At 52.7% G+C, this 24,762-nt stretch carries 25 protein-coding genes; 23 read left to right on the plus strand and 2 right to left on the minus strand.

The features are described from left to right. Positions 1–10: 10 nt before the first annotated feature. From aroC to ACJHYD_RS01245, 5 genes are read left to right on the plus strand one after another with little or no spacing between them, the layout of a single operon-like run. Positions 11–1,096 carry a chorismate synthase gene (aroC, locus tag ACJHYD_RS01225; protein WP_001551407.1) on the plus strand — a complete coding sequence of 362 codons (1,086 nt, stop codon included), beginning with the start codon at positions 11–13 and terminating at the stop codon, positions 1,094–1,096. A 3-nt stretch (positions 1,097–1,099) separates the two neighbouring features. Beyond that, positions 1,100–1,924 (plus strand): penicillin-insensitive murein endopeptidase, encoded by an 825-nt coding sequence (gene mepA / locus ACJHYD_RS01230; protein ID WP_001551406.1) that lies wholly within the window; start codon positions 1,100–1,102, stop codon positions 1,922–1,924. Further along, a complete protein-coding gene (locus tag ACJHYD_RS01235) occupies positions 1,924–2,733 on the plus strand; it encodes a sulfite exporter TauE/SafE family protein (protein WP_000447361.1) in 810 nt (269 codons plus the stop codon). The genes mepA and ACJHYD_RS01235 overlap by 1 nt, the downstream gene beginning before the upstream one ends. Continuing rightward, positions 2,733–3,281: an elongation factor P hydroxylase gene (epmC, locus tag ACJHYD_RS01240; protein WP_001089220.1), complete on the plus strand. Its 549-nt coding sequence runs from the start codon at positions 2,733–2,735 to the stop codon at positions 3,279–3,281. Before ACJHYD_RS01235 ends, epmC begins: the two co-directional genes overlap by 1 nt. A gap of 33 nt (positions 3,282–3,314) precedes the next feature. Further along, complete coding sequence (locus tag ACJHYD_RS01245) at positions 3,315–3,593, plus strand: YfcL family protein (RefSeq protein WP_000559764.1); 279 nt, start codon at positions 3,315–3,317, stop codon at positions 3,591–3,593. 120 nt (positions 3,594–3,713) lie between these two features. Here ACJHYD_RS01245 and mnmC read toward each other — a convergent pair whose 3' ends face one another. After that, positions 3,714–5,720 carry a bifunctional tRNA (5-methylaminomethyl-2-thiouridine)(34)-methyltransferase MnmD/FAD-dependent 5-carboxymethylaminomethyl-2-thiouridine(34) oxidoreductase MnmC gene (gene mnmC, locus ACJHYD_RS01250; RefSeq protein WP_001551405.1) on the minus strand — a complete coding sequence of 669 codons (2,007 nt, stop codon included), beginning with the start codon at positions 5,718–5,720 and terminating at the stop codon, positions 3,714–3,716. Positions 5,721–5,878: 158 nt separating this feature from the next. On the opposite strand from mnmC, the gene fabB reads away from it, so the two are divergent. Both fabB and ACJHYD_RS01260 read left to right on the plus strand, forming a co-directional pair. Next, positions 5,879–7,099 (plus strand): beta-ketoacyl-ACP synthase I, encoded by a 1,221-nt coding sequence (gene fabB / locus ACJHYD_RS01255; protein ID WP_000817178.1) that lies wholly within the window; start codon positions 5,879–5,881, stop codon positions 7,097–7,099. A gap of 265 nt (positions 7,100–7,364) precedes the next feature. Continuing rightward, positions 7,365–8,543 carry an arabinose transporter gene (locus ACJHYD_RS01260; protein ID WP_000127789.1) on the plus strand — a complete coding sequence of 393 codons (1,179 nt, stop codon included), beginning with the start codon at positions 7,365–7,367 and terminating at the stop codon, positions 8,541–8,543. On the opposite strand, the gene flk is transcribed toward ACJHYD_RS01260, so the two are convergent. Continuing rightward, complete coding sequence (gene flk, locus ACJHYD_RS01265) at positions 8,540–9,535, minus strand: flagella biosynthesis regulator Flk (RefSeq protein WP_001551404.1); 996 nt, start codon at positions 9,533–9,535, stop codon at positions 8,540–8,542. The genes ACJHYD_RS01260 and flk overlap by 4 nt on opposite strands. 98 nt (positions 9,536–9,633) lie before the next feature. Here flk and pdxB point away from each other — a divergent pair, with 98 nt between their 5' ends. From pdxB to rpnB, 16 genes are all read left to right on the plus strand, one after another. Beyond that, entirely contained in the window at positions 9,634–10,770 is a 1,137-nt protein-coding gene (gene pdxB, locus ACJHYD_RS01270; protein ID WP_001551402.1) for a 4-phosphoerythronate dehydrogenase PdxB, read from the plus strand. 65 nt (positions 10,771–10,835) lie between these two features. Continuing rightward, positions 10,836–11,849, plus strand: coding sequence for an aspartate-semialdehyde dehydrogenase (locus tag ACJHYD_RS01275; protein WP_001289165.1), 1,014 nt, complete (start codon positions 10,836–10,838; stop codon positions 11,847–11,849). Continuing rightward, on the plus strand, positions 11,849–12,661 hold the full coding sequence (gene truA, locus ACJHYD_RS01280; protein ID WP_001283590.1) for a tRNA pseudouridine(38-40) synthase TruA: 813 nt from the start codon (positions 11,849–11,851) through the stop codon (positions 12,659–12,661). Before ACJHYD_RS01275 ends, truA begins: the two co-directional genes overlap by 1 nt. 82 nt (positions 12,662–12,743) lie before the next feature. Next, on the plus strand, positions 12,744–13,403 hold the full coding sequence (locus ACJHYD_RS01285) for a DedA family protein (RefSeq protein WP_000364327.1): 660 nt from the start codon (positions 12,744–12,746) through the stop codon (positions 13,401–13,403). Between the two features lie 155 nt (positions 13,404–13,558). Then, complete coding sequence (accD, locus tag ACJHYD_RS01290) at positions 13,559–14,473, plus strand: acetyl-CoA carboxylase, carboxyltransferase subunit beta (RefSeq protein ID WP_000118404.1); 915 nt, start codon at positions 13,559–13,561, stop codon at positions 14,471–14,473. Between the two features lie 69 nt (positions 14,474–14,542). Continuing rightward, entirely contained in the window at positions 14,543–15,811 is a 1,269-nt protein-coding gene (folC, locus tag ACJHYD_RS01295; RefSeq protein ID WP_001525140.1) for a bifunctional tetrahydrofolate synthase/dihydrofolate synthase, read from the plus strand. Next, complete coding sequence (dedD, locus tag ACJHYD_RS01300) at positions 15,801–16,463, plus strand: cell division protein DedD (protein ID WP_001551400.1); 663 nt, start codon at positions 15,801–15,803, stop codon at positions 16,461–16,463. Before folC ends, dedD begins: the two co-directional genes overlap by 11 nt. Before the next feature lie 167 nt (positions 16,464–16,630). Continuing rightward, the gene (cvpA, locus tag ACJHYD_RS01305; protein WP_000262113.1) at positions 16,631–17,119 is read left to right on the plus strand and encodes a colicin V production protein; all 489 of its coding nucleotides are present in this window, start codon (positions 16,631–16,633) and stop codon (positions 17,117–17,119) included. A gap of 36 nt (positions 17,120–17,155) precedes the next feature. Further along, on the plus strand, positions 17,156–18,673 hold the full coding sequence (gene purF / locus ACJHYD_RS01310; protein WP_000334221.1) for an amidophosphoribosyltransferase: 1,518 nt from the start codon (positions 17,156–17,158) through the stop codon (positions 18,671–18,673). A gap of 94 nt (positions 18,674–18,767) precedes the next feature. Beyond that, a complete protein-coding gene (gene ubiX, locus ACJHYD_RS01315) occupies positions 18,768–19,337 on the plus strand; it encodes a flavin prenyltransferase UbiX (RefSeq protein WP_000825691.1) in 570 nt (189 codons plus the stop codon). Positions 19,338–19,602: 265 nt separating this feature from the next. After that, positions 19,603–20,385 carry a lysine/arginine/ornithine ABC transporter substrate-binding protein ArgT gene (argT, locus tag ACJHYD_RS01320; RefSeq protein ID WP_000748261.1) on the plus strand — a complete coding sequence of 261 codons (783 nt, stop codon included), beginning with the start codon at positions 19,603–19,605 and terminating at the stop codon, positions 20,383–20,385. Positions 20,386–20,605: 220 nt separating this feature from the next. Continuing rightward, positions 20,606–21,388 carry a histidine ABC transporter substrate-binding protein HisJ gene (hisJ, locus tag ACJHYD_RS01325; RefSeq protein ID WP_000737631.1) on the plus strand — a complete coding sequence of 261 codons (783 nt, stop codon included), beginning with the start codon at positions 20,606–20,608 and terminating at the stop codon, positions 21,386–21,388. Between the two features lie 89 nt (positions 21,389–21,477). Further along, on the plus strand, positions 21,478–22,164 hold the full coding sequence (gene hisQ, locus ACJHYD_RS01330) for a histidine ABC transporter permease HisQ (protein ID WP_000965518.1): 687 nt from the start codon (positions 21,478–21,480) through the stop codon (positions 22,162–22,164). Further along, complete coding sequence (locus ACJHYD_RS01335; protein ID WP_000569963.1) at positions 22,161–22,877, plus strand: ABC transporter permease; 717 nt, start codon at positions 22,161–22,163, stop codon at positions 22,875–22,877. Before hisQ ends, ACJHYD_RS01335 begins: the two co-directional genes overlap by 4 nt. A gap of 7 nt (positions 22,878–22,884) precedes the next feature. Next, complete coding sequence (gene hisP / locus ACJHYD_RS01340; protein WP_001293612.1) at positions 22,885–23,658, plus strand: histidine ABC transporter ATP-binding protein HisP; 774 nt, start codon at positions 22,885–22,887, stop codon at positions 23,656–23,658. A 196-nt stretch (positions 23,659–23,854) separates the two neighbouring features. After that, on the plus strand, positions 23,855–24,745 hold the full coding sequence (rpnB, locus tag ACJHYD_RS01345) for a recombination-promoting nuclease RpnB (protein ID WP_000156122.1): 891 nt from the start codon (positions 23,855–23,857) through the stop codon (positions 24,743–24,745). The last annotated feature ends 17 nt before the right edge of the window (positions 24,746–24,762 follow it).

Below are 24,762 nucleotides of genomic sequence, written 5' to 3' on the forward strand. Positions count from 1 at the left end.
CGGAGCCGTGATGGCTGGAAACACAATTGGACAACTCTTTCGCGTAACCACCTTCGGCGAATCGCACGGGCTGGCGCTCGGCTGCATCGTCGATGGTGTTCCGCCAGGCATTCCGCTGACGGAAGCGGACCTGCAACATGACCTTGATCGTCGTCGCCCTGGGACATCGCGCTATACCACCCAGCGCCGCGAGCCGGATCAGGTCAAAATACTCTCCGGTGTTTTTGAAGGTGTTACTACTGGCACCAGCATTGGCTTGTTGATCGAAAATACCGACCAGCGTTCTCAGGATTACAGCGCCATTAAAGACGTTTTCCGTCCAGGCCATGCCGATTACACCTACGAACAAAAATACGGTCTGCGCGATTATCGCGGCGGCGGGCGCTCTTCCGCCCGCGAAACCGCCATGCGCGTGGCGGCAGGGGCGATTGCCAAAAAATATCTCGCCGAGAAATTTGGCATTGAGATTCGCGGCTGCCTGACCCAGATGGGTGACATTCCGCTGGAAATCAAAGACTGGTCGCAGGTCGAGCAAAATCCGTTTTTCTGCCCGGACCCGGACAAAATCGACGCGTTAGATGAACTGATGCGCGCGCTGAAAAAAGAGGGCGACTCCATCGGTGCGAAAGTCACCGTTGTTGCCAGTGGCGTCCCCGCCGGACTTGGCGAGCCGGTCTTTGACCGCCTGGATGCCGACATCGCCCATGCGCTGATGAGCATCAACGCGGTGAAAGGCGTAGAAATTGGTGATGGTTTTGAAGTGGTAGCGCTGCGTGGCAGCCAGAACCGCGACGAAATCACCAAAGACGGTTTCCAGAGCAACCATGCGGGCGGCATTCTTGGCGGTATCAGCAGCGGGCAGCAAATCATTGCCCATATGGCGCTGAAGCCAACCTCCAGCATTACCGTGCCAGGGCGCACAATCAACCGCTTTGGCGAAGAAGTTGAGATGATCACCAAAGGCCGTCACGATCCTTGTGTCGGGATCCGAGCGGTGCCGATCGCAGAAGCGATGCTGGCGATCGTTTTAATGGATCACCTGTTACGGCAGCGGGCGCAAAATGCCGATGTGAAGACTGATATTCCACGCTGGTAAAAAATGAACAAAACCGCGATTGCGCTGCTGGCCCTGCTTGCCAGTAGCGCCAGCCTGGCAGCGACGCCGTGGCAAAAAATAACCCAACCTGTGCCGGGTAGCGCACAATCGATAGGCAGTTTTTCTAATGGTTGTATCGTCGGCGCTGACACGCTGCCGATACAGTCCGAACATTATCAGGTCATGCGTACCGATCAGCGTCGCTATTTCGGACATCCGGATCTGGTGATGTTTATCCAGCGTCTGAGTAGCCAGGTGAGCAATCTGGGCTTGGGCACGGTGCTGATTGGCGATATGGGGATGCCTGCTGGTGGTCGTTTCAACGGCGGTCACGCCAGCCACCAGACCGGACTGGATGTGGACATCTTCCTGCAACTGCCAAAAACACGCTGGACCTCCGCGCAGCTCTTGCGCCCGCAAGCGTTAGATTTAGTTTCCCGCGACGGTAAACACGTTGTTCCGACGCTGTGGAAGCCAGAAATTTTCAGCTTGATCAAACTCGCCGCCCAGGACAAAGACGTCACGCGCATTTTTGTTAATCCGGCGATTAAACAACAACTTTGCCTTGATGCGGGCACCGATCGCGACTGGTTGCGCAAAGTGCGACCCTGGTTCCAGCATCGCGCGCATATGCATGTACGATTACGTTGTCCTGCCGATAGTCTGAAGTGTGAAGATCAACCTTTACCGCCACCAGGCGATGGTTGCGGGGCAGAACTGCAAAGCTGGTTTGAACCTCCAAAACCGGGAACAACAAAGCCTGAGAAGAAGACACCGCCTCCGTTGCCGCCTTCCTGCCAGGCGCTACTGGATGAGCACGTGATCTAATGGAAACGTTTAATAGCCTGTTTATGGTTTCCCCGCTGTTGCTGGGAGTTCTCTTTTTTGTCGCCATGCTGGCGGGATTTATCGACTCGATTGCCGGTGGCGGTGGGTTACTCACCATTCCGGCATTGATGGCGGCGGGGATGTCTCCCGCTAACGCGCTGGCAACCAATAAACTGCAAGCCTGCGGTGGCTCTATTTCCGCCACTATCTACTTTATTCGCCGCAAAGTGGTTAGTTTAAGCGATCAGAAACTCAATATCGCCATGACCTTTGTCGGCTCAATGAGCGGCGCATTGCTGGTGCAGTATGTTCAGGCTGATGTCTTACGGCAGATTTTGCCCATTCTGGTGATTTGTATCGGCCTCTATTTCTTGCTGATGCCAAAGCTGGGTGAAGAAGATCGCCAGCGCCGGATGTACGGTTTACCCTTCGCGTTAATTGCCGGTGGCTGCGTCGGTTTTTATGACGGCTTCTTTGGTCCGGCAGCGGGATCGTTTTACGCGCTGGCCTTTGTTACGCTGTGCGGATTCAACCTCGCCAAAGCCACGGCTCACGCCAAATTACTCAACGCAACGTCAAATATCGGCGGTTTACTGCTGTTTATTCTCGGTGGCAAAGTGATTTGGGCGACAGGATTCGTGATGCTGGTGGGGCAGTTCCTCGGCGCGCGCATGGGTTCACGACTGGTGTTGAGCAAAGGACAAAAGCTGATCCGCCCGATGATTGTTATTGTCTCAGCGGTGATGAGTGCCAAATTACTTTACGATAGCCACGGACAGGAGATCCTCCACTGGTTGGGGATGAACTAATGAACAGTACACACCACTATGAGCAGTTGATTGAAATTTTTAATAGCTGCTTTGCCGATGATTTTAATACCCGTCTGATTAAAGGCGACGACGAACCGATCTATCTTCCTGCTGATGCGGAAGTACCGTATAACCGAATCGTCTTTGCTCATGGCTTTTATGCCAGCGCAATTCATGAGATTTCGCACTGGTGTATTGCCGGAAAAGCGCGCCGTGAGCTGGTTGATTTCGGCTACTGGTATTGCCCGGACGGTCGCGATGCCCAAACGCAAAGCCAGTTTGAAGATGTTGAAGTGAAGCCGCAGGCGCTCGACTGGTTGTTCTGCGTGGCGGCGGGATATCCGTTTAACGTCAGTTGCGACAATCTGGAAGGCGACTTCGAACCGGATCGTGTGGTGTTTCAACGGCGGGTACATGCACAGGTGATGGATTATCTGGAAAACGGCATTCCTGAACGCCCGGCACGCTTCATTAAAGCATTACAAAATTATTATCACACGCCGGAACTTACGGCGGAACAGTTCCCGTGGCCGGAAGCGCTCAACTAAAGCCAGCGCCACGTTTTACAATGAGGAAAGAAGATGATCGCGGAGTTTGAATCACGCATTCTGGCATTAATCGACGGTATGGTTGACCATGCCAGTGATGATGAGTTGTTTGCCAGTGGGTATTTGCGTGGCCACCTGACATTAGCCATCGCAGAACTGGAAAGTGGTGATGACCACTCCGCCCAGGCGGTACATACGACCGTTAGCCAGAGTCTGGAAAAAGCCATTGGTGCCGGTGAGTTGTCGCCGCGTGACCAGGCGCTGGTGACCGATATGTGGGAAAACCTGTTTCAGCAGGCGTCACAGCAGTAAGTTGCGGCGTCTGGAGCACCATGCCTGATGCGACGCTTATCGCGTCTTATCAGGCCTACACGTCACACGTAGGTCGGATAAGGCGTTCACGCCGCATCCGACAAACAATGCCAAAGCTGGTTACCCAGCCTTAACTGCTTTACCCTTCAACAATTTCCGCACCCATAACCTATTCGGATTTAACGCCGCCAGCGTACTGGCATCCATCGGAATCGGTTCTTCACTCATCTGTGCCGCCAGAATCTCTGCGCACAGTGGGGCAGAACACAAACCACGCGAACCCAAAGCAGCAAGCATAAAGAGATCGTCATAAACCGGCGCGCTTACCGCCTTATCTTTCTGCTCCGCCAGCGACGCATATTCCACGAGTGTTGCCTCATAATCGGGAACATTACCTACCATTGGCAGATGATCGCGGGTGGCACAACGCACACCGCAGCGCGCCTCTTTATCACTGACATCAACCTCTTTTGCCCACTGTGCCTGCGGGAAACAATCAATCAACCGCTGGCGATTCTGTTGCTGATCGTCCTCACTGTACGCCGTATCTTCGCTGCCGCGATGATAACTGGCACCAATACAATGGTGCTGATTCGCCGGATTTTGTGGCGTGAGATAACCGTCATAGCACAGCACCTGTTTCAGCTTTGCCAGTTCCGGCGTTGTCGGAATATGGCTGACCTGACCAGCAACTGAATACACTGGAAGAGACGACGTTTGGCTGAAACCGCTGATTTGATGCCCGTTCGCCAGTACCACTACATTGTGTGTTGCTTGCTGATCTCCTGCAAAATTCAGCAACCAACAGTCATCCTTACGGGATAAATCCTGCAACTGATATTGATAATGAATCTGTAAACCTTGCTGTTGCGCCAGTTCCAGGACATTACAGGTCAGTTCTGCTGGACACAGCCATCCACCTTGCGGATATGTAATACCGCCACAATTTGTTACTACACCTGTAACGCCTTCAACCTCATTCGCCCCGACCGCAACAGCCAGTTCTGTGGGTAAATCCATCGACAGCATCTGTGCGATTTTATGCTGGCTTTTCTCATCCCAGCCTAACTGCGTGACGCCGCACCAGTCATGCTCAAATTTGACGGGCAATAAATCGTAAAGCCGACGAGCAAAAGTAAACGCATTAGAGAAAAAGCGGTTTAGCGCCTCATCGTGTTTGCTTAATAACGGATACAGCGCCCCCTGACGATTGCCGGAAGCACCCAGCGCGGGGGCTTCATCCGCGCAATAAAGCGTTACCTGCCAGCCGCGACGCAATAGCGCCAGCGACAACAACGCGCTGGCAATACCGCCGCCGATAATCGCCACTTCCCGTTTGTTGCTGCCCGTGCGGTTAAACCACGGCGTGGAGCAGGGGAGGGGTAATGTTTGTTCCATCACCCCACAAAGCATTTCCCGTTTGCGCCCAAAGCCCTTACGTTTTTGCATCGTGAAGCCGGCTTCCTGTAAACCACGGCGGACAAAACCGGCAGACGTAAATGTCGCCAGCGTGCCGCCCGGACGCGCCAACCTTGCCATGGCGTTAAACAGATTTTGCGTCCACATATCCGGGTTTTTCGCTGGCGCAAAGCCGTCCAGAAACCAGGCATCTACTTTTTGATTTAGCGAATCGTCCAGTTTGCTGGTCAGTTCATTAATATCGCCAAACCATAAATCCAGCGTCACGCGGCCTTCATCGAGTAATAAACGATGGCAACCGGGCAAGGGCATTGGCCACTGCGCCTGAAGTTGTTCCGCCCACGGAGCCAGTTCCGGCCAGTGTTGATGCGCTAAGGCTAAATCAGTACGGGTGAGGGGAAATTTCTCAAAACTGATGAAATGTAAGCGTTGTAATTGCGCTTGCGGATGTGCTTCGCGAAACTGAACAAATGCCTGCCATAGCGTCAGGAAGTTTAATCCGGTGCCGAAGCCGCTCTCTGCTACCACAAACAGAGGATGTGGATGCTCAGGAAAGCGTGCCTCTAATTGGTTACCTCCGAGAAAAACATAGCGTGTCTCTTCCAGTCCGTTATCGTTGGAAAAATATACATCGTCAAAATCTCGGGAAACAGGTGTACCCTCAGCATTAAATTCGAGGTTGGCAGGTTGTATGGCGTTGTGTTTCACGTAAGTTACTCGTCTTACAGGCGGTGCCTCGATCTTAGCGATGTGTGTCAGGCTGCGCAAATTTCTCTATTAATTGGCTGATCGGACTTGTTCGGCGTACAAGTGTACGCTATTGTGCATTCGAAACTTACTCTATGTGCGACTTACAGAGGTATTGAATGAAACGTGCAGTGATTACTGGCCTGGGCATTGTTTCCAGCATCGGTAATAACCAGCAGGAAGTCCTGGCATCTCTGCGTGAAGGACGTTCAGGGATCACTTTCTCTCAGGAGCTGAAGGATTCCGGCATGCGTAGCCACGTCTGGGGCAACGTAAAACTGGATACCACTGGCCTCATTGACCGCAAAGTTGTGCGCTTTATGAGCGACGCATCCATTTATGCATTCCTTTCTATGGAGCAGGCAATTGCAGATGCTGGCCTCTCCCCGGAAGCTTACCAGAATAACCCGCGCGTTGGCCTGATTGCAGGTTCCGGCGGCGGCTCCCCGCGTTTCCAGGTGTTCGGCGCTGACGCAATGCGCGGCCCGCGCGGCCTGAAAGCGGTAGGCCCGTATGTGGTCACCAAAGCGATGGCATCCGGCGTTTCTGCCTGCCTCGCCACGCCGTTTAAAATTCACGGTGTAAACTACTCCATCAGCTCCGCGTGTGCGACCTCCGCACACTGTATCGGTAACGCAGTAGAGCAGATCCAACTGGGCAAACAGGACATCGTGTTTGCTGGCGGCGGCGAAGAGCTGTGCTGGGAAATGGCCTGCGAATTCGACGCAATGGGTGCGCTGTCTACCAAATACAACGACACCCCGGAAAAAGCCTCCCGTACTTATGACGCTCACCGTGACGGTTTCGTTATCGCTGGCGGCGGCGGTATGGTGGTGGTCGAAGAACTGGAACACGCGTTGGCACGTGGTGCTCATATCTACGCTGAAATCGTTGGCTACGGCGCAACGTCTGATGGCGCAGACATGGTTGCTCCGTCTGGCGAAGGCGCAGTGCGTTGCATGAAGATGGCGATGCACGGTGTTGATACCCCAATCGACTACCTGAACTCCCACGGTACTTCGACTCCGGTTGGCGACGTGAAAGAGCTGGCGGCTATCCGTGAAGTGTTCGGCGATAAGAGCCCGGCGATTTCTGCAACCAAAGCAATGACCGGTCACTCTCTGGGCGCTGCTGGCGTACAGGAAGCTATCTACTCTCTGCTGATGCTGGAACACGGCTTTATCGCCCCGAGCATCAACATTGAAGAGCTGGACGAGCAGGCTGCGGGTCTGAACATCGTGACCGAAACGACCGATCGCGAACTGACCACCGTTATGTCTAACAGCTTCGGCTTCGGCGGCACCAACGCCACGCTGGTAATGCGCAAGCTGAAAGATTAATTCGCAGTAGGTCGGATAAGACGCGCCAGCGTCGCCTCCGACATTACGCGCCAATGCGGCCTCCGGCACTAACGCCAAAGGGAACCCGATGGTTCCCTTTTTCACATTATTGACAATCGCCGCCTGTTCCAGGCAAACTTCCCGCTTTGTCGATTTCCTTCTGAAAAGACGTACGCGTTAAATCCTGCCAACGCACCGTAACCCTGAAAACCAGAGAGATGAGACGGGGAGACTCCTCGCCTTGCGCTGCATTCTGGAGTAATGCATGACTGCTGTAAGCCAAACAGAAACACGATCTTCTGCCAATTTTTCGCTCTTCCGCATCGCTTTTGCGGTTTTTCTCACCTACATGACCGTAGGGCTGCCGTTGCCGGTTATCCCGCTGTTTGTTCATCATGAACTGGGCTATGGCAACACCATGGTCGGGATTGCCGTCGGCATTCAGTTTCTGGCTACGGTGCTGACGCGTGGCTATGCCGGGCGACTGGCCGATCAATATGGCGCAAAACGTTCGGCGCTTCAGGGAATGTTAGCTTGTGGTCTGGCGGGCGGCGCGCTGCTGTTGGCGGCGATTTTGCCCGTCTCCGCACCGTTCAAATTTGCCCTGCTGGTCGTCGGGCGTTTGATTCTTGGCTTTGGTGAAAGCCAGTTACTGACGGGCGCTCTGACCTGGGGATTAGGCATCGTTGGGCCAAAACATTCCGGCAAAGTGATGTCATGGAACGGAATGGCGATTTACGGTGCCCTCGCTGTTGGTGCGCCGCTTGGCCTATTGATTCATAGCCATTACGGTTTTGCCGCACTGGCGCTCACCACAATGGCATTACCCTTACTGGCGTGGGCCTGTAACGGCACAGTGCGCAAAGTACCGGCCCTGGCGGGAGAACGTCCATCGCTGTGGAGTGTTGTCGGGCTTATCTGGAAACCTGGGTTAGGTCTGGCACTACAAGGCGTTGGTTTTGCGGTTATCGGGACTTTCGTTTCGCTCTACTTTGCCAGCAAAGGATGGGCGATGGCGGGCTTTACTCTTACCGCGTTTGGCGGCGCATTTGTCGTGATGCGTGTCATGTTTGGCTGGATGCCGGACCGTTTTGGCGGCGTGAAAGTGGCGATTGTCTCTCTGCTTGTAGAAACGGTGGGCTTGTTGCTGCTCTGGCAAGCCCCTGGTGCGTGGGTCGCATTAGCGGGCGCGGCGTTAACCGGAGCCGGATGTTCGCTTATCTTTCCTGCGCTGGGCGTGGAGGTGGTTAAACGCGTCCCCTCACAAGTTCGCGGCACCGCATTGGGCGGTTACGCCGCGTTTCAGGATATCGCCCTCGGCGTCTCCGGGCCGCTGGCGGGAATGCTGGCGACCACGTTTGGTTACTCTTCGGTATTTCTTGCCGGGGCGATCTCTGCGGTGCTGGGAATTATTGTCACGATACTGTCGTTTCGTCGGGGTTAACGAACCAGCCAGACCAGCATCAGGATAATCGCGACTAACAGTATCCACAGCGCGGGACGCGTTGCCATATTTTGCAACGTGTCCATCATCGGTGGAAAAGGATTAAGCAGCGGTTGCATATCACGCGGATCAATCCCTTTAACCCGCCGTTGATAAAGCTGATTAAGAATATCCTCGGCCTGGGCTGAAGAAAGCGATGATTGCGCAGAAAGACCATATTTTTGCTGGATATATGCCGATAACGCCGCCAGTTCACTGGCATCTAAAGGTTGTTTCAGCGCCATCTGTAGTGATTCCAGCGTCGGCGTATTTTGCTGGCTTAGCGTCTGACGCGCCTGCAGCCAGGTCACCAGATGGTTAAACAGTTTCGCTGGAATTAACTCACCATCTTTCACCCCGGAAAGTTCCAGCATCGATTGCCAGATCTGCTTGCTGGGTTCTCCCGTTGCCGCCGCAAGTTTGGTCACCAGCTGTTTAAGCGCATTGTGCTCCGCCGGTAATAAAGGACGGTCGGTCGCCTCGCGCTGCTGCGGTTGCGGAATAACCATCTTCCCTTCCTGCAACAGGGTGAGAATGTTTTTTAATTGCTCCGGTGAGAGCTGATTCAGCGGCGTCTGACCAAAGTTATGACGGATATAATCCGTGACCGCCTGACGATTATTCCCCAGACGTAAATACTCCCCTAATTGCGCTAAAAGCTGGCGGGCAGAATGGCTTTTTTGCGCGGCCAGCAGACGTTGCGCCAGATTGTGCTCAGCGGCAGGGAAGTGACGCGAAAGCAGCGGTGAATCTCCCGACAGACCAATATCGTGCCTGATACCCGCCCACAGTTCTGCTCTTTGCTGTTGCGTCAGTGAGGTCACTTTCGTCATTAAGCTTTCCAGCGAAGTACGTTGCTGACTGGATAAAGGCTGATTGCCCGCGCCAGACGGCAGGTTATCTCCCTGACCTGGTGGTTGCCCAGGAGGAGGGCCGGAAATAGGTTGTATCATTACGTATCCTTATACCTGAAATCTTCGCAAGTATGCCTGGCCGCGAGATTATGGCACACTTGTCCGGTTAACTCTCGTCTCATACAGGTAACACAAACGTGAAAATCCTTGTTGATGAAAATATGCCTTATGCCCGCGACTTATTTAGCCGTTTGGGTGAGGTGACCGCGGTTCCCGGGCGTCCAATCCCCGTCGCTCAACTGGCAGACGCGGATGCGCTGATGGTGCGTTCGGTCACGAAAGTGAATGAATCTTTGCTGGCAGGAAGACCCATTAAATTTGTTGGCACTGCCACCGCGGGGACCGACCATGTCGATGAAGCGTGGTTAAAGCAGGCGGGAATTGGTTTTTCCGCGGCACCTGGCTGTAATGCGATTGCGGTGGTGGAATATGTTTTCTCCTCACTGCTGATGCTTGCCGAACGTGATGGATTTTCACTGCACGAGCGTACCGTGGGGATCGTGGGCGTTGGTAACGTTGGTCGCCGTTTACAGGCGCGACTGGAAGCGTTAGGGATTACAACCTTGCTTTGCGATCCGCCTCGCGCCGACCGTGGGGATGAGGGGGATTTCCGCTCGCTGGATGAATTAGTTCAGCATGCGGATATTCTGACTTTCCATACGCCACTCTTTAAAGATGGTCCGTACAAAACGCTGCATCTGGCGGATGAAAAACTGATCCGTAGCCTGAAACCAGGAGCGATTCTGATTAACGCCTGCCGTGGCGCAGTCGTCGATAATACTGCCCTATTGACCTGCCTGAACGAAGGCCAGAAGTTAAGCGTAGTGCTGGATGTCTGGGAAGGCGAACCGGAACTTAACGTGGAATTGCTGAAAAAAGTGGATATCGGCACGCCGCATATCGCAGGCTATACCCTGGAAGGTAAAGCACGCGGTACTACGCAAGTGTTTGAAGCTTATAGCAAGTTTATTGGGCATGAACAGCACGTTGCGCTGGATACATTACTGCCCGCGCCAGAGTTTGGTCGCATTACGCTGCATGGCCCGCTCGATCAGCCAACGCTGAAAAGGCTGGTGCATTTGGTGTATGATGTGCGCCGCGATGACGCACCGCTGCGTAAAGTCGCCGGGATACCGGGTGAGTTCGATAAACTGCGCAAAAACTATCTTGAGCGCCGTGAATGGTCATCTCTGTATGTGATTTGTGATGACGCCAGCGCGGCATCATTGCTGTGTAAACTGGGTTTTAACGCCGTTCATCATCCGGCACGTTAATCTCTTCTTCATGCTCTCTGCTGTAATATTGGCAGGGAGCTTTGCTATTTCTGGAGTAAACCACCATGTCTGAAGGCTGGAACATTGCCGTCCTGGGCGCAACTGGCGCTGTGGGCGAAGCCCTGCTTGAAACGCTGGCTGAACGTCAGTTCCCGGTTGGGGAAATTTATGCACTGGCACGTAACGAAAGCGCAGGCGAACAACTGCGCTTTGGTGGTAAGACAATCACCGTGCAGGATGCCGCTGAATTCGACTGGACGCAGGCGCAGCTGGCGTTTTTTGTCGCAGGCAAAGAAGCTACCGCTGCCTGGGTTGAAGAAGCGACCAACTCAGGTTGCCTGGTGATCGATAGCAGCGGATTGTTTGCTCTCGAACCTGACGTACCGCTGGTGGTGCCGGAAGTAAACCCGTTTGTACTGACCGATTACCGCAACCGGAATGTCATCGCCGTACCGGACAGTCTGACCAGCCAACTGCTGGCGGCACTGAAACCGTTAATCGATCAGGGCGGTTTGTCGCGTATCAGCGTTACCAGCCTGATTTCAGCCTCCGCCCAGGGTAAAAAAGCGGTCGATGCGTTAGCGGGGCAGAGTGCTAAATTGCTCAACGGCATTCCGATTGATGAAGAAGATTTCTTCGGGCGTCAGCTGGCGTTCAACATGCTGCCGTTACTGCCGGATAGCGAAGGTAGCGTGCGTGAAGAACGTCGTATCGTTGACGAAGTACGCAAAATCCTGCAGGACGAAGGGCTGATGATTTCGGCAAGCGTCGTCCAGGCACCGGTATTCTACGGTCATGCCCAGATGGTCAACTTTGAAGCACTGCGTCCGCTGGCAGCAGAAGAAGCGCGTGATGCGTTTGCTCAGGGCGAAGATATTGTGCTCTCTGAAGAGAACGAATTCCCGACTCAGGTGGGGGATGCTTCTGGTACGCCGCATCTTTCCGTTGGCTGCGTACGTAATGACTACGGTATGCCGGAGCAAGTTCAGTTCTGGTCGGTGGCCGATAACGTTCGCTTTGGCGGCGCGCTGATGGCAGTAAAAATCGCCGAGAAACTGGTGCAGGAGTATCTGTACTAATGTCCGACCAGCAACAACCGCCAGTTTATAAAATTGCGCTGGGCATTGAGTACGACGGCAGTAAGTATTACGGCTGGCAACGGCAGAACGAAGTCCGCAGTGTGCAGGAGAAGCTGGAAAAGGCGCTCTCCCAGGTGGCGAACGAACCCATCACCGTCTTCTGCGCCGGGCGTACTGACGCAGGTGTACACGGCACCGGGCAGGTTGTGCATTTCGAAACGACCGCGCAGCGCAAAGACGCTGCGTGGACGTTGGGCGTAAATGCGAATTTACCTGGTGACATCGCCGTGCGTTGGGTTAAAGCTGTACCTGATGATTTTCATGCCCGATTTAGCGCCACGGCTCGCCGTTATCGCTACATCATCTACAATCATCGGCTGCGCCCGGCGGTACTGAGTAAAGGGGTAACCCATTTTTACGAACCGCTGGACGCTGAACGGATGCATCGGGCCGCGCAATGCTTGCTGGGCGAGAATGATTTCACCTCGTTCCGTGCGGTGCAGTGCCAGTCCCGAACCCCGTGGCGCAACGTTATGCATATTAATGTCACGCGTCACGGTCCTTATGTGGTGGTAGATATCAAAGCGAATGCCTTTGTACATCATATGGTCAGGAATATTGTCGGCAGCCTGATGGAAGTCGGTGCCCACAACCAGCCGGAGAGCTGGATAGCAGAGTTGCTGGCGGCAAAGGACAGAACGCTGGCGGCAGCAACGGCAAAAGCGGAAGGGCTGTATCTGGTCGCGGTGGATTACCCTGACCGGTATGATCTTCCAAAACCGCCAATGGGCCCGCTATTTCTGGCGGACTAACAAGAATAATGCTCGGAACATTTCAGGCTGTAGCCAACGTAGTTACAGCCTGTAAGATGACGAGTACAAGGCATAGGCTAATATGGACCTGATTTATTTCCTCATCGATTTTATCCTGCACATTGACGTGCATCTGGCAGAACTGGTCGCGGAGTATGGCGTCTGGGTTTATGCCATTTTGTTCTTAATTTTGTTCTGTGAAACCGGTCTGGTGGTAACGCCGTTTTTACCGGGTGATTCATTGCTGTTTGTTGCCGGTGCGTTGGCATCACTGGAAACCAACGATCTCAACGTCCATATGATGGTGGTGCTGATGCTGATCGCCGCGATTGTGGGTGACGCGGTGAACTACACCATTGGACGGTTATTTGGTGACAAACTGTTCAGTAATCCGGATTCGAAAATCTTTCGTCGCAGTTATCTTGATAAGACTCATCAGTTTTACGAGAAACATGGCGGCAAAACGATTATTCTCGCCCGTTTTGTGCCGATCGTCAGAACGTTCGCGCCGTTCGTTGCGGGAATGGGCCACATGTCGTATCGTCATTTCGCCGCTTTTAACGTCATCGGCGCGTTGCTATGGGTACTGATTTTTACCTACGCGGGTTATTTCTTCGGAACGCTCCCCTTCATTCAGAGCAACCTTAAACTGATGATTGTTGGCATTATTTTTGTTTCAATATTGCCAGGTGTTTTCGAATTTATTCGCCACAAACGCGCTGCGGCACGCGCCGCAAAATAAAAAGTAACTCCGCGGTTCGACCACTTTTTTATCCAAAGTTTCGGGCTGTTATGTTTTAATGTGCAACATTCATGGTCTGTTGGGGGCAAAAATGGCATTATGCGTCCCCAAAGATAAAACTGGCATCGAACCAGGTTCAGACAGAAAGGTCCCTAATGAGCTGGATTGAACGAATTAAAAGCAACATTACTCCCACCCGCAAGGCGAGCATTCCTGAAGGGGTGTGGACTAAGTGTGATAGCTGCGGTCAGGTTTTATACCGCGCTGAGCTGGAACGTAATCTTGAGGTCTGTCCGAAGTGTGACCATCACATGCGTATGACAGCGCGTAATCGCCTGCATAGCCTGTTAGATGAAGGAAGCCTTGTGGAGCTGGGTAGCGAGCTTGAGCCGAAAGATGTGCTGAAGTTTCGTGACTCCAAGAAGTATAAAGACCGTCTGGCATCTGCGCAGAAAGAAACCGGCGAAAAAGATGCGCTGGTGGTGATGAAAGGCACCCTGTATGGAATGCCAGTTGTCGCTGCGGCATTCGAGTTCGCCTTTATGGGCGGTTCCATGGGGTCTGTGGTAGGTGCACGTTTCGTGCGTGCCGTTGAGCAGGCGCTGGAAGATAACTGCCCACTGATCTGCTTCTCCGCCTCTGGTGGCGCACGTATGCAGGAAGCACTGATGTCGCTGATGCAGATGGCGAAAACCTCTGCGGCGCTGGCAAAAATGCAGGAGCGCGGCTTGCCGTACATCTCCGTGCTGACCGACCCGACCATGGGTGGTGTTTCTGCAAGTTTCGCCATGCTGGGCGATCTCAACATCGCTGAACCGAAAGCGTTAATCGGCTTTGCCGGTCCGCGTGTTATCGAACAGACCGTTCGCGAAAAACTGCCGCCAGGATTCCAGCGCAGTGAATTCCTGATCGAGAAGGGCGCGATCGACATGATCGTCCGTCGTCCGGAAATGCGCCTGAAACTGGCGAGTATTCTGGCGAAGTTGATGAATCTGCCAGCGCCGAATCCTGAAGCGCCGCGTGAAGGCGTAGTGGTGCCACCGGTACCAGATCAGGAACCTGAGGCCTGATAACTGATAAGGGCAGGGCCACTGGCTCTGCCCTTTTGCTATTCTCACCGTAACGAATCAGCGGATACCATGATTATCAAACGCACTCCTCAAGCCGCGTCGCCTCTGGCTTCGTGGCTTTCTTATCTGGAAAACCTGCACAGTAAAACTATCGATCTCGGCCTTGAGCGCGTGAGCCAGGTCGCGGCGCGTCTTGGCGTTCTGAAACCAGCGCCATTTGTGTTTACCGTTGCGGGTACGAATGGCAAAGGCACCACCTGCCGTACGCTGGAGTCGATTCTGATGGCGGCAGGGTACAAAGTGGGCGTCTACAGTTCACCGCATCTGGTGCGTTATACCGAGCGCGTACGTGTGCAGGGTCAGGAATTGCCGGAATCGGCCCACACCGCCTCTTTTGCGGAGATTGAATCGGCACGCGGTGATATTTCCCTGACCTATTTCGAGTACGGTACGCTGTCGGCGTTGTGGCTGTTCAAGCAGGCACAACTTGACGTGGTGATTCTGGAAGTAGGGCTGGGTGGTCGTCTGGACGCAACCAATATTGTCGATGCCGATGTCGCGGTTGTAACCAGCATTGCGCTGGATCATACCGACTGGCTGGGGCCAGATCGCGAAAGCATTGGTCGCGAGAAAGCAGGCATCTTCCGCAGCGAAAAACCGGCAATTGTCGGTGAGCCGGAAATGCCTTCTACCATTGCTGATGTGGCGCAGGAAAAAAGTGCACTGTTACAACGTCGGGGCGTTGAGTGGAACTATTCCGTCACCGATCATGACTGGACGTTTAGCGATGCTCACGGCACGCTGGAAAATCTGCCGTTGCCGCTTGTCCCGCAACCGAATGCCGCAACGGCGCTGGCGGCACTGCGTGCCAGCGGGCTGGAGGTCAGTGAAAATGCCATTCGCGACGGGATTGCCAGCGCAATTTTGCCGGGACGTTTCCAGATTGTGAGCGAGTCGCCACGTGTTATTTTTGATGTCGCGCATAATCCACATGCGGCGGAATATCTCACCGGGCGTATGAAAGCGCTACCGAAAAACGGGCGCGTGCTGGCGGTTATCGGTATGCTACATGATAAAGATATTGCCGGAACTCTGGCCTGGTTGAAAAGCGTGGTTGATGACTGGTATTGTGCGCCACTGGAAGGGCCGCGCGGTGCCACGGCAGAACAACTGCTTGAGCATTTGGGTAACGGCAAATCATTTGATAGCGTGGCGCAGGCATGGGATGCCGCAATGGCGGACGCTAAAGCGGAAGATACCGTGCTGGTGTGTGGTTCGTTCCACACGGTCGCACATGTCATGGAAGTGATTGACGCGAGGAGAAGCGGTGGCAAGTAAGTTTCAGAATCGGTTAGTGGGCACGATCGTGCTGGTGGCGCTGGGGGTGATTGTACTTCCAGGGCTGCTGGACGGGCAGAAAAAACATTATCAGGATGAGTTCGCGGCTATCCCGCTGGTGCCAAAAGCGGGCGATCGCGATGAGCCTGATATGATGCCAGCCGCCACCCAGGCGCTGCCGACGCAGCCGCCGGAAGGCGCAGCGGAAGAGGTGCGGGCAGGTGATGCCGCAGCACCGTCGCTCGATCCGGCCACTATTGCAGCCAATAACACCGAGTTTGAACCGGAACCTGCACCGGTCGCCCCACCGAAGCCGAAACCGGTGGAGTCGCCTAAACCGAAGGTTGAAGCACCACCTGCGCCGAAGCCAGAACCGAAGCCGGTCGTGGAAGAAAAAGCAGCGCCAACGGGTAAAGCTTATGTTGTGCAACTGGGCGCGCTGAAAAATGCCGATAAAGTGAATGAGATTGTCGGTAAGCTGCGCGGTGCCGGTTATCGGGTTTATACGTCGCCATCCACGCCAGTGCAGGGTAAAATTACCCGTATTCTGGTTGGGCCTGATGCTTCCAAAGAGAAGCTGAAAGGATCGCTGGGTGAGCTCAAGCAGCTTTCTGGCTTAAGTGGCGTGGTAATGGGCTATACGCCGAATTAATACGGTCTTGCCCGATGCCGCAAAGGCATAAAAAGTCGATGGCGTTGAATATTTTTTCAGCGCCATTTTTATTGATGCGTGGGAAGGAAATCCCTACGCAAACGTTTTCTTTTTCTGTTAGAATGCGCCCCGAACAGGATGACAGGGCGTAAAATCGTGGGACACATATGGTCTGGATTGATTACGCCATAATCGCGGTGATTGCTTTTTCCTCTCTGGTTAGCCTGATCCGCGGCTTTGTTCGTGAAGCGTTATCGCTGGTGACATGGGGTTGTGCTTTCTTTGTTGCCAGTCATTACTACACTTACCTGTCAGTCTGGTTTACGGGCTTTGAAGACGAACTGGTTCGAAATGGGATTGCCATCGCGGTACTGTTTATCGCTACCCTGATTGTTGGTGCTATCGTGAACTTCGTGATAGGCCAGTTGGTGGAGAAAACGGGGTTGTCAGGCACCGATCGGGTGCTGGGCGTCTGTTTCGGTGCGTTGCGCGGTGTGTTGATTGTTGCCGCCATTCTCTTCTTTCTCGACTCCTTTACCGGGGTGTCGAAAAGCGAAGACTGGAGCAAATCACAGCTGATCCCGCAGTTCAGTTTTATCATCAGATGGTTTTTTGATTATCTGCAAAGCTCGTCAAGTTTCTTGCCCAGAGCGTAAGTGCTCTGAGATGTGGCTTAACGAGGAAAAAGACGTATGTGCGGTATTGTCGGTATCGCCGGTGTTATGCCGGTTAACCAGTCGATTTATGATGCCTTAACGGTGCTTCAGCATCGCGGTCAGGATGCCGCCGGCATCATCACCATAGATGCCAATAACTGCTTCCGTTTGCGTAAAGCGAACGGGCTGGTGAGCGATGTATTTGAAGCTCGCCATATGCAGCGTTTGCAGGGCAATATGGGCATTGGTCATGTGCGTTACCCTACGGCTGGCAGCTCCAGCGCCTCTGAAGCGCAGCCGTTTTACGTTAACTCTCCGTATGGCATTACGCTTGCCCACAACGGCAATCTGACCAATGCTCACGAGTTACGTAAAAAACTGTTTGAAGAAAAACGCCGCCACATCAACACCACTTCCGACTCGGAAATTCTGCTTAATATCTTCGCCAGCGAGCTGGACAACTTCCGCCACTACCCGCTGGAAGCCGACAATATTTTCGCTGCCATTGCTGCCACAAACCGCTTAATCCGCGGCGCGTATGCCTGCGTGGCGATGATTATCGGCCATGGTATGGTTGCTTTCCGCGATCCAAACGGGATTCGTCCGCTGGTACTGGGAAAACGTGATATTGACGAGAACCGCACAGAATATATGGTCGCTTCCGAAAGCGTTGCGCTCGATACACTAGGCTTTGATTTCCTGCGTGACGTCGCGCCTGGCGAAGCGATTTACATCACTGAAGAAGGGCAGTTGTTTACCCGTCAATGTGCTGACAATCCGGTCAGCAATCCGTGCCTGTTTGAGTATGTATACTTTGCTCGCCCGGACTCGTTCATCGACAAAATTTCCGTTTACAGCGCCCGCGTGAATATGGGCACGAAACTGGGCGAGAAAATTGCCCGCGAATGGGAAGATCTGGATATCGACGTGGTGATCCCGATCCCGGAAACCTCTTGTGATATCGCGCTGGAAATCGCGCGTATTCTGGGCAAACCGTACCGTCAGGGCTTCGTTAAAAACCGCTATGTAGGCCGTACCTTCATCATGCCGGGTCAGCAGCTGCGTCGTAAGTCCGTGCGCCGTAAACTGAACGCCAACCGCGCCGAGTTCCGCGATAAAAACGTCCTGCTGGTCGACGACTCCATCGTCCGTGGCACCACTTCTGAGCAGATTATCGAGATGGCACGCGAAGCCGGAGCGAAGAAAGTGTATCTCGCTTCTGCGGCACCGGAAATTCGCTTCCCGAACGTTTATGGTATTGATATGCCGAGCGCCACGGAACTGATCGCTCACGGTCGCGAAGTAGATGAAATTCGCCAGATCATCGGTGCTGACGGGTTGATTTTCCAGGATCTGAACGATCTGATCGAAGCCGTTCGCGCTGAAAACCCGGATATCCAGCAGTTTGAATGCTCGGTGTTCAACGGCGTCTACGTCACCAAAGATGTTGATCAGGGCTACCTCGATTTCCTTGATACTTTACGTAATGATGACGCCAAAGCCGTGCAACGTCAGAACGAAGTGGAAAATCTCGAAATGCATAACGAAGGATGATGCCTTCGCTCAGGGTGCCGGTCTGGCACCCTGACTTGCAACTCCCGCCGAAATCCTGCAAAGTCTGCCTGCAAGTCTGACAGGGCAACTATTTATGAAACGACTTATTGTGGGCATCAGCGGTGCCAGCGGCGCGATTTATGGCGTGCGCTTATTACAGGTTCTGCGCGATGTCGCAGATGTTGAAACGCATCTGGTAATGAGCCAGGCCGCGCGCCAGACCTTATCTCTTGAAACGGATTTTTCCCTGCGCGAAGTGCAGGCGTTAGCTGATGTGACGCACGATGCGCGCGATATTGCTGCCAGCATCTCTTCTGGTTCTTTCCAGACGCTGGGGATGGTGATTTTACCCTGTTCGATCAAAACCCTGTCCGGCATTGTCCATAGCTATACTGATGGCTTACTGACCCGTGCGGCAGATGTTGTGCTGAAAGAGCGTCGCCCGCTGGTGCTCTGCGTGCGTGAAACACCATTGCACTTAGGCCATCTGCGTTTAATGACTCAGGCAGCAGAAATCGGTGCGGTGATTATGCCTCCCGTTCCGGCGTTTTATCATCGCCCGCAATCCCTTGATGATGTGATAAATCAGACGGTTAACCGTGTACTCGATCAATTCGCCATAACGCTTCCTGAAGATCTCTTTGCCCGCTGGCAGGGCGCATAACTCCGCTGTTGCCCTGTTTCAGGGCAATTTTGCAACCGCGATCAAATCCTCGACATTTTGTTTCTGCCATTCAATCGAAACGCTGCGATTCAACCGCTATACCTGCTATCTTCAACTTCAGGACAATAATGCAACGTCTTATTAACATATTTAACGTTGAATGTTACTGTTGTCGTCAAGATGGCATAAGACCTGCATGAAAGAGCCTGCAAACACACAACACAATACACAACATAAAAAAGCCATTTTCACTTGAGGGTTATGTATGAAGAAGTCGATTCTCGCTCTGTCTTTGTTAGTCGGTCTCTCCGCAGCGGCTTCCAGCTATGCGGCGCTACCGGAGACGGTACGTATCGGAACTGATACCACCTATGCGCCGTTCTCATCGAAAGATGCTAAAGGTGATTTTGTTGGCTTTGATATCGATCTCGGTAACGAGATGTGCAAACGGATGCAGGTGAAATGTACCTGGGTTGCCAGTGACTTTGACGCGCTGATCCCCTCACTGAAAGCGAAAAAAATCGACGCCATTATTTCGTCGCTTTCCATTACCGATAAACGTCAGCAGGAGATTGCTTTCTCCGACAAGCTGTACGCCGCAGATTCTCGTTTGATTGCCGCCAAAGGTTCGCCGATTCAGCCAACGCTGGATTCACTGAAAGGTAAACATGTTGGTGTGCTGCAGGGATCAACCCAGGAAGCTTACGCTAACGAGACCTGGCGTAGCAAAGGTGTGGATGTGGTGGCCTATGCCAACCAGGATTTGGTCTATTCCGATCTGGCTGCAGGACGTCTGGATGCTGCGTTACAAGATGAAGTTGCTGCCAGCGAAGGATTCCTCAAGCAACCTGCTGGTAAAGACTTCGCCTTTGCTGGCTCATCAGTGAAAGACAAAAAATACTTCGGTGACGGCACCGGTGTAGGGCTACGTAAAGATGATGCTGAACTGACGGCTGCCTTCAATAAGGCGCTTGGTGAGCTGCGTCAGGACGGCACCTACGACAAGATGGCGAAAAAGTATTTTGACTTTAATGTCTACGGTGACTGATACGTCGCAGGGAAGCTGTACCTGATGGAATGATCATCATGGTGCACGCCAGGTTTGTTGCACTATCGTGGTGCATTGAAATGCATACTTAAGCATTTTTAATGAAAAATAATACGTCTAACGGGGCGGGATATTTTGCCTTGATGGTCAATTTTATGGCACGATAAGTGTAACAAACCTGTAAATATTCCCTATAAAAAGACTGTCAGTTGAGGACATTATGAAAAAACTGGTGCTATCGCTCTCTCTGGTTCTGGCCTTCTCCAGCGCAACTGTGGCGTTTGCTGCGATTCCGCAAAACATCCGCATCGGTACCGACCCGACCTATGCGCCATTTGAATCAAAAAATTCACAAGGCGAACTGGTTGGCTTCGATATCGATCTGGCGAAGGAGTTGTGCAAACGCATCAATACGCAATGTACGTTTGTCGAAAACCCACTGGATGCGTTAATCCCGTCCTTAAAAGCGAAGAAGATTGACGCCATCATGTCATCGCTTTCCATTACGGAAAAACGTCAGCAAGAAATAGCCTTCACCGACAAACTGTACGCTGCCGATTCTCGTCTGGTGGTGGCGAAAAATTCCGACATTCAGCCGACAGTCGAGTCGCTGAAAGGCAAACGGGTAGGCGTATTGCAGGGCACCACCCAGGAGACGTTCGGTAACGAACACTGGGCACCAAAAGGCATTGAAATCGTTTCTTATCAAGGGCAGGACAATATTTATTCTGACCTGACTGCCGGACGTATTGATGCCGCGTTCCAGGATGAGGTCGCTGCCAGCGAAGGTTTCCTCAAACAACCCGTCGGTAAAGATTACAAATTCGGTGGCCCGTCTGTTAAAGATGAAAAACTGTTTGGCGTAGGGACCGGCATGGGCCTGCGTAAAGAAGATAACGAACTGCGCGAGGCACTGAACAAAGCCTTTGCCGAAATGCGCGCTGACGGTACTTACGAGAAATTAGCGAAAAAGTACTTCGATTTTGATGTTTATGGTGGTTAATCGCCATCGGTGAAAGAAAGTCCGCTCCCTTCGGGTAACCGGAGGGAGACAAGAGGCGGTAATTCACCACACACGACAGGACAGGCAGCATGTTGTATGGGTTTTCAGGTGTTATTTTACAGGGTGCGCTCGTCACGCTGGAGCTGGCTATCAGCTCTGTAGTGCTCGCTGTAATCATCGGTTTAATTGGCGCTGGCGGTAAGCTCTCGCAAAATCGGCTTTCGGGGCTGATTTTCGAAGGGTACACCACGCTGATTCGAGGCGTGCCGGACTTGGTGTTGATGCTGCTAATTTTCTACGGTTTGCAGATTGCACTAAACACGGTGACGGAGGCGATGGGCGTCGGGCAGATTGATATCGATCCGATGGTCGCTGGTATTATTACTCTCGGTTTTATCTACGGTGCTTATTTTACCGAAACGTTCCGTGGCGCTTTTATGGCAGTGCCGAAAGGACATATAGAGGCGGCGACGGCGTTCGGTTTCACTCGTGGGCAAGTGTTTCGGCGGATCATGTTTCCGGCGATGATGCGTTACGCCCTGCCAGGCATTGGCAACAACTGGCAGGTGATCCTCAAATCTACCGCACTCGTTTCGTTACTCGGCCTGGAAGATGTGGTCAAAGCCACGCAGCTGGCAGGCAAAAGTACCTGGGAACCGTTCTATTTCGCCATCGTCTGTGGCGTGATTTACCTGGTTTTCACCACTGTTTCCAATGGTGTGCTGCTGTTCCTTGAGCGCCGCTACTCCGTGGGTGTGAAGAGGGCTGACCTGTGATCGAAATCTTACATGAATACTGGAAACCGCTGCTGTGGACTGACGGTTATCGCTTTACTGGCGTGGCGATCACCCTGTGGCTGCTGATTTTGTCGGTAGTGATAGGCGGAGTCATGGCGCTGTTTCTGGCGATTGGTCGCGTCTCAAGTAATAAATACATCCAGTTTCCAATCTGGTTATTTACGTATATTTTTCGCGGTACGCCGCTGTATGTTCAGTTGCTGGTGTTCTATTCCGGCATGTACACGCTGGAAATTGTTAAGGGAACCGAGTTCCTTAACGCCTTTTTTCGCAGTGGCCTGAACTGTACCGTGCTGGCGCTGACGCTCAACACCTGCGCTTACACTACCGAGATTTTTGCCGGAGCGATCCGTTCAGTGCCGCATGGGGAAATCGAAGCCGCCAGAGCCTATGGCTTCTCGACCTTTAAAATGTATCGCTGCATTATTTTGCCATCGGCGCTGCGTATTGCGTTACCGGCCTACAGCAACGAAGTGATCCTGATGCTGCACTCTACTGCGCTGGCTTTCACCGCTACTGTGCCGGATCTGCTGAAAATAGCCCGCGATATTAACGCCGCCACGTATCAACCTTTTACCGCCTTCGGCATTGCCGCGGTGCTCTATTTAATCATCTCTTATGTCCTGATCAGCCTCTTTCGCAGAGCGGAAAAACGCTGGTTGCAGCATGTGAAACCTTCTTCAACGCACTGAGAATACGATGTCCGAGAATAAATTAAACGTTATCGATTTGCACAAACGCTACGGCGAACACGAAGTGCTGAAAGGGGTCTCACTGCAAGCGAATGCCGGAGATGTCATAAGCATCATCGGATCGTCGGGATCGGGGAAAAGTACCTTTCTGCGCTGCATTAACTTCCTCGAAAAACCGAGTGAAGGATCGATCGTGGTCAATGGCCAGACGATCAATCTGGTGCGCGACAAAGACGGTCAACTCAAAGTCGCCGATAAAAATCAGCTGCGCTTACTGCGCACACGCCTGACGATGGTATTCCAGCACTTCAATCTCTGGAGCCATATGACGGTGCTGGAAAACGTCATGGAAGCGCCGATTCAGGTGTTGGGCCTGAGCAAGCAGGAAGCGCGCGAGCGGGCGGTGAAGTATCTGGCAAAAGTTGGGATAGACGAACGTGCGCAGGGGAAATACCCGGTGCATCTGTCCGGTGGTCAGCAACAGCGTGTTTCCATCGCAAGGGCGCTGGCAATGGAACCGGAAGTTTTACTGTTTGATGAACCTACCTCGGCGCTCGATCCTGAACTGGTAGGCGAGGTGTTACGTATTATGCAGCAACTGGCAGAAGAGGGGAAAACCATGGTGGTAGTGACTCACGAAATGGGCTTTGCTCGCCATGTTTCTACTCACGTCATTTTCCTCCATCAGGGGAAAATAGAAGAAGAGGGTGCGCCAGAACAGTTATTTGGTAACCCGCAAAGCCCTCGTCTGCAACAGTTCCTTAAGGGATCGCTGAAATAATTCCCCCTCCGGTGGCTAACGCTGCCGGAGTATTTTCAAGGGGAATTTGCGAGTCAGCTTCCGCTGAAATGTAAAAGTTGCAGTCCGCTAAAAATAGTTCTGAATTCGCTGTCCAAAGATAAAAACAGCCTGCTGCATTGGGTGTTAATCGTGGTTATTGTCGCGTTATCTTAAATTTGAGGGGTGACGGAACGCCATGACAATATCGACAACTTCCACGCCGCATGATGCGGTATTTAAATCTTTTTTACGCCATCCAGACACCGCGCGGGATTTTATTGATATTCATCTTCCCGCGCCGCTGCGCAAACTGTGTGATTTAACAACGCTTAAACTGGAACCAAACAGTTTTATTGATGAAGACCTGCGGCAATATTATTCCGACCTCTTGTGGTCTGTGAAAACGCAGGAGGGAGCGGGTTATATTTATGTAGTGATAGAGCACCAAAGTAAGCCGGAAGAATTAATGGCTTTTCGCATGATGCGCTATTCCATTGCGGCGATGCAAAACCATCTTGATGCAGGCTATAAAGAGCTTCCATTGGTGATCCCGATGCTGTTTTATCATGGTTGCAGAAGTCCTTATCCTTATTCACTCTGCTGGCTTGATGAATTTGCCGAGCCTGCTATAGCCCGCAAAATATATTCATCGGCTTTTCCGCTGGTGGATATTACCGTGGTGCCGGATGACGAGATTATGCAACATCGCAAAATGGCGCTGTTGGAGTTAATTCAGAAACATATTCGTCAGCGCGATCTGTTGGGATTAGTCGACCAAATTGTTTCGCTGCTAGTTACAGGAAACACTAATGACAGGCAGCTAAAAGCCCTGTTTAATTATGTATTACAAACGGGAGATGCCCAGCGTTTCCGTGCATTTATTGGTGAGATAGCGGAACGCGCACCACAAGAAAAGGAGAAACTGATGACTATTGCTGACAGATTACGTGAAGAAGGCGCAATGCAGGGCAAACACGAAGAAGCCCTGCGTATTGCTCAGGAGATGCTGGAGAGAGGTTTAGACAGAGAGTTAGTTATGATGGTGACCCGACTTTCACCAGACGATCTTATCGCGCAAAGCCACTAATTCTGTAACACCAGGAG

The organism is Escherichia sp. WS1368 (assembly GCF_046487485.1).
Lineage (GTDB): Bacteria > Pseudomonadota > Gammaproteobacteria > Enterobacterales > Enterobacteriaceae > Escherichia > Escherichia coli.

Bases quoted from the DNA above. Each gene is read 5' to 3' on its own strand.
- ACJHYD_RS01260 (WP_000127789.1), top strand. From the start codon at position 7,365: ATGACTGCTGTAAGCCAAACAGAAACACGATCTTCTGCCAATTTTTCG.
- fabB (WP_000817178.1), top strand. From the start codon at position 5,879: ATGAAACGTGCAGTGATTACTGGCCTGGGCATTGTTTCCAGCATCGGT.
- ACJHYD_RS01275 (WP_001289165.1), top strand. From the start codon at position 10,836: ATGTCTGAAGGCTGGAACATTGCCGTCCTGGGCGCAACTGGCGCTGTG.
- flk (WP_001551404.1), bottom strand. From the start codon at position 9,535: ATGATACAACCTATTTCCGGCCCTCCTCCTGGGCAACCACCAGGTCAG.
- hisJ (WP_000737631.1), top strand. From the start codon at position 20,606: ATGAAAAAACTGGTGCTATCGCTCTCTCTGGTTCTGGCCTTCTCCAGC.
- ACJHYD_RS01235 (WP_000447361.1), top strand. From the start codon at position 1,924: ATGGAAACGTTTAATAGCCTGTTTATGGTTTCCCCGCTGTTGCTGGGA.
- hisQ (WP_000965518.1), top strand. From the start codon at position 21,478: ATGTTGTATGGGTTTTCAGGTGTTATTTTACAGGGTGCGCTCGTCACG.
- argT (WP_000748261.1), top strand. From the start codon at position 19,603: ATGAAGAAGTCGATTCTCGCTCTGTCTTTGTTAGTCGGTCTCTCCGCA.
- hisP (WP_001293612.1), top strand. From the start codon at position 22,885: ATGTCCGAGAATAAATTAAACGTTATCGATTTGCACAAACGCTACGGC.
- ACJHYD_RS01245 (WP_000559764.1), top strand. From the start codon at position 3,315: ATGATCGCGGAGTTTGAATCACGCATTCTGGCATTAATCGACGGTATG.
- accD (WP_000118404.1), top strand. From the start codon at position 13,559: ATGAGCTGGATTGAACGAATTAAAAGCAACATTACTCCCACCCGCAAG.
- purF (WP_000334221.1), top strand. From the start codon at position 17,156: ATGTGCGGTATTGTCGGTATCGCCGGTGTTATGCCGGTTAACCAGTCG.
- ACJHYD_RS01285 (WP_000364327.1), top strand. From the start codon at position 12,744: ATGGACCTGATTTATTTCCTCATCGATTTTATCCTGCACATTGACGTG.
- epmC (WP_001089220.1), top strand. From the start codon at position 2,733: ATGAACAGTACACACCACTATGAGCAGTTGATTGAAATTTTTAATAGC.
- truA (WP_001283590.1), top strand. From the start codon at position 11,849: ATGTCCGACCAGCAACAACCGCCAGTTTATAAAATTGCGCTGGGCATT.
- ubiX (WP_000825691.1), top strand. From the start codon at position 18,768: ATGAAACGACTTATTGTGGGCATCAGCGGTGCCAGCGGCGCGATTTAT.
- cvpA (WP_000262113.1), top strand. From the start codon at position 16,631: ATGGTCTGGATTGATTACGCCATAATCGCGGTGATTGCTTTTTCCTCT.
- aroC (WP_001551407.1), top strand. From the start codon at position 11: ATGGCTGGAAACACAATTGGACAACTCTTTCGCGTAACCACCTTCGGC.
- mepA (WP_001551406.1), top strand. From the start codon at position 1,100: ATGAACAAAACCGCGATTGCGCTGCTGGCCCTGCTTGCCAGTAGCGCC.
- rpnB (WP_000156122.1), top strand. From the start codon at position 23,855: ATGACAATATCGACAACTTCCACGCCGCATGATGCGGTATTTAAATCT.
- folC (WP_001525140.1), top strand. From the start codon at position 14,543: ATGATTATCAAACGCACTCCTCAAGCCGCGTCGCCTCTGGCTTCGTGG.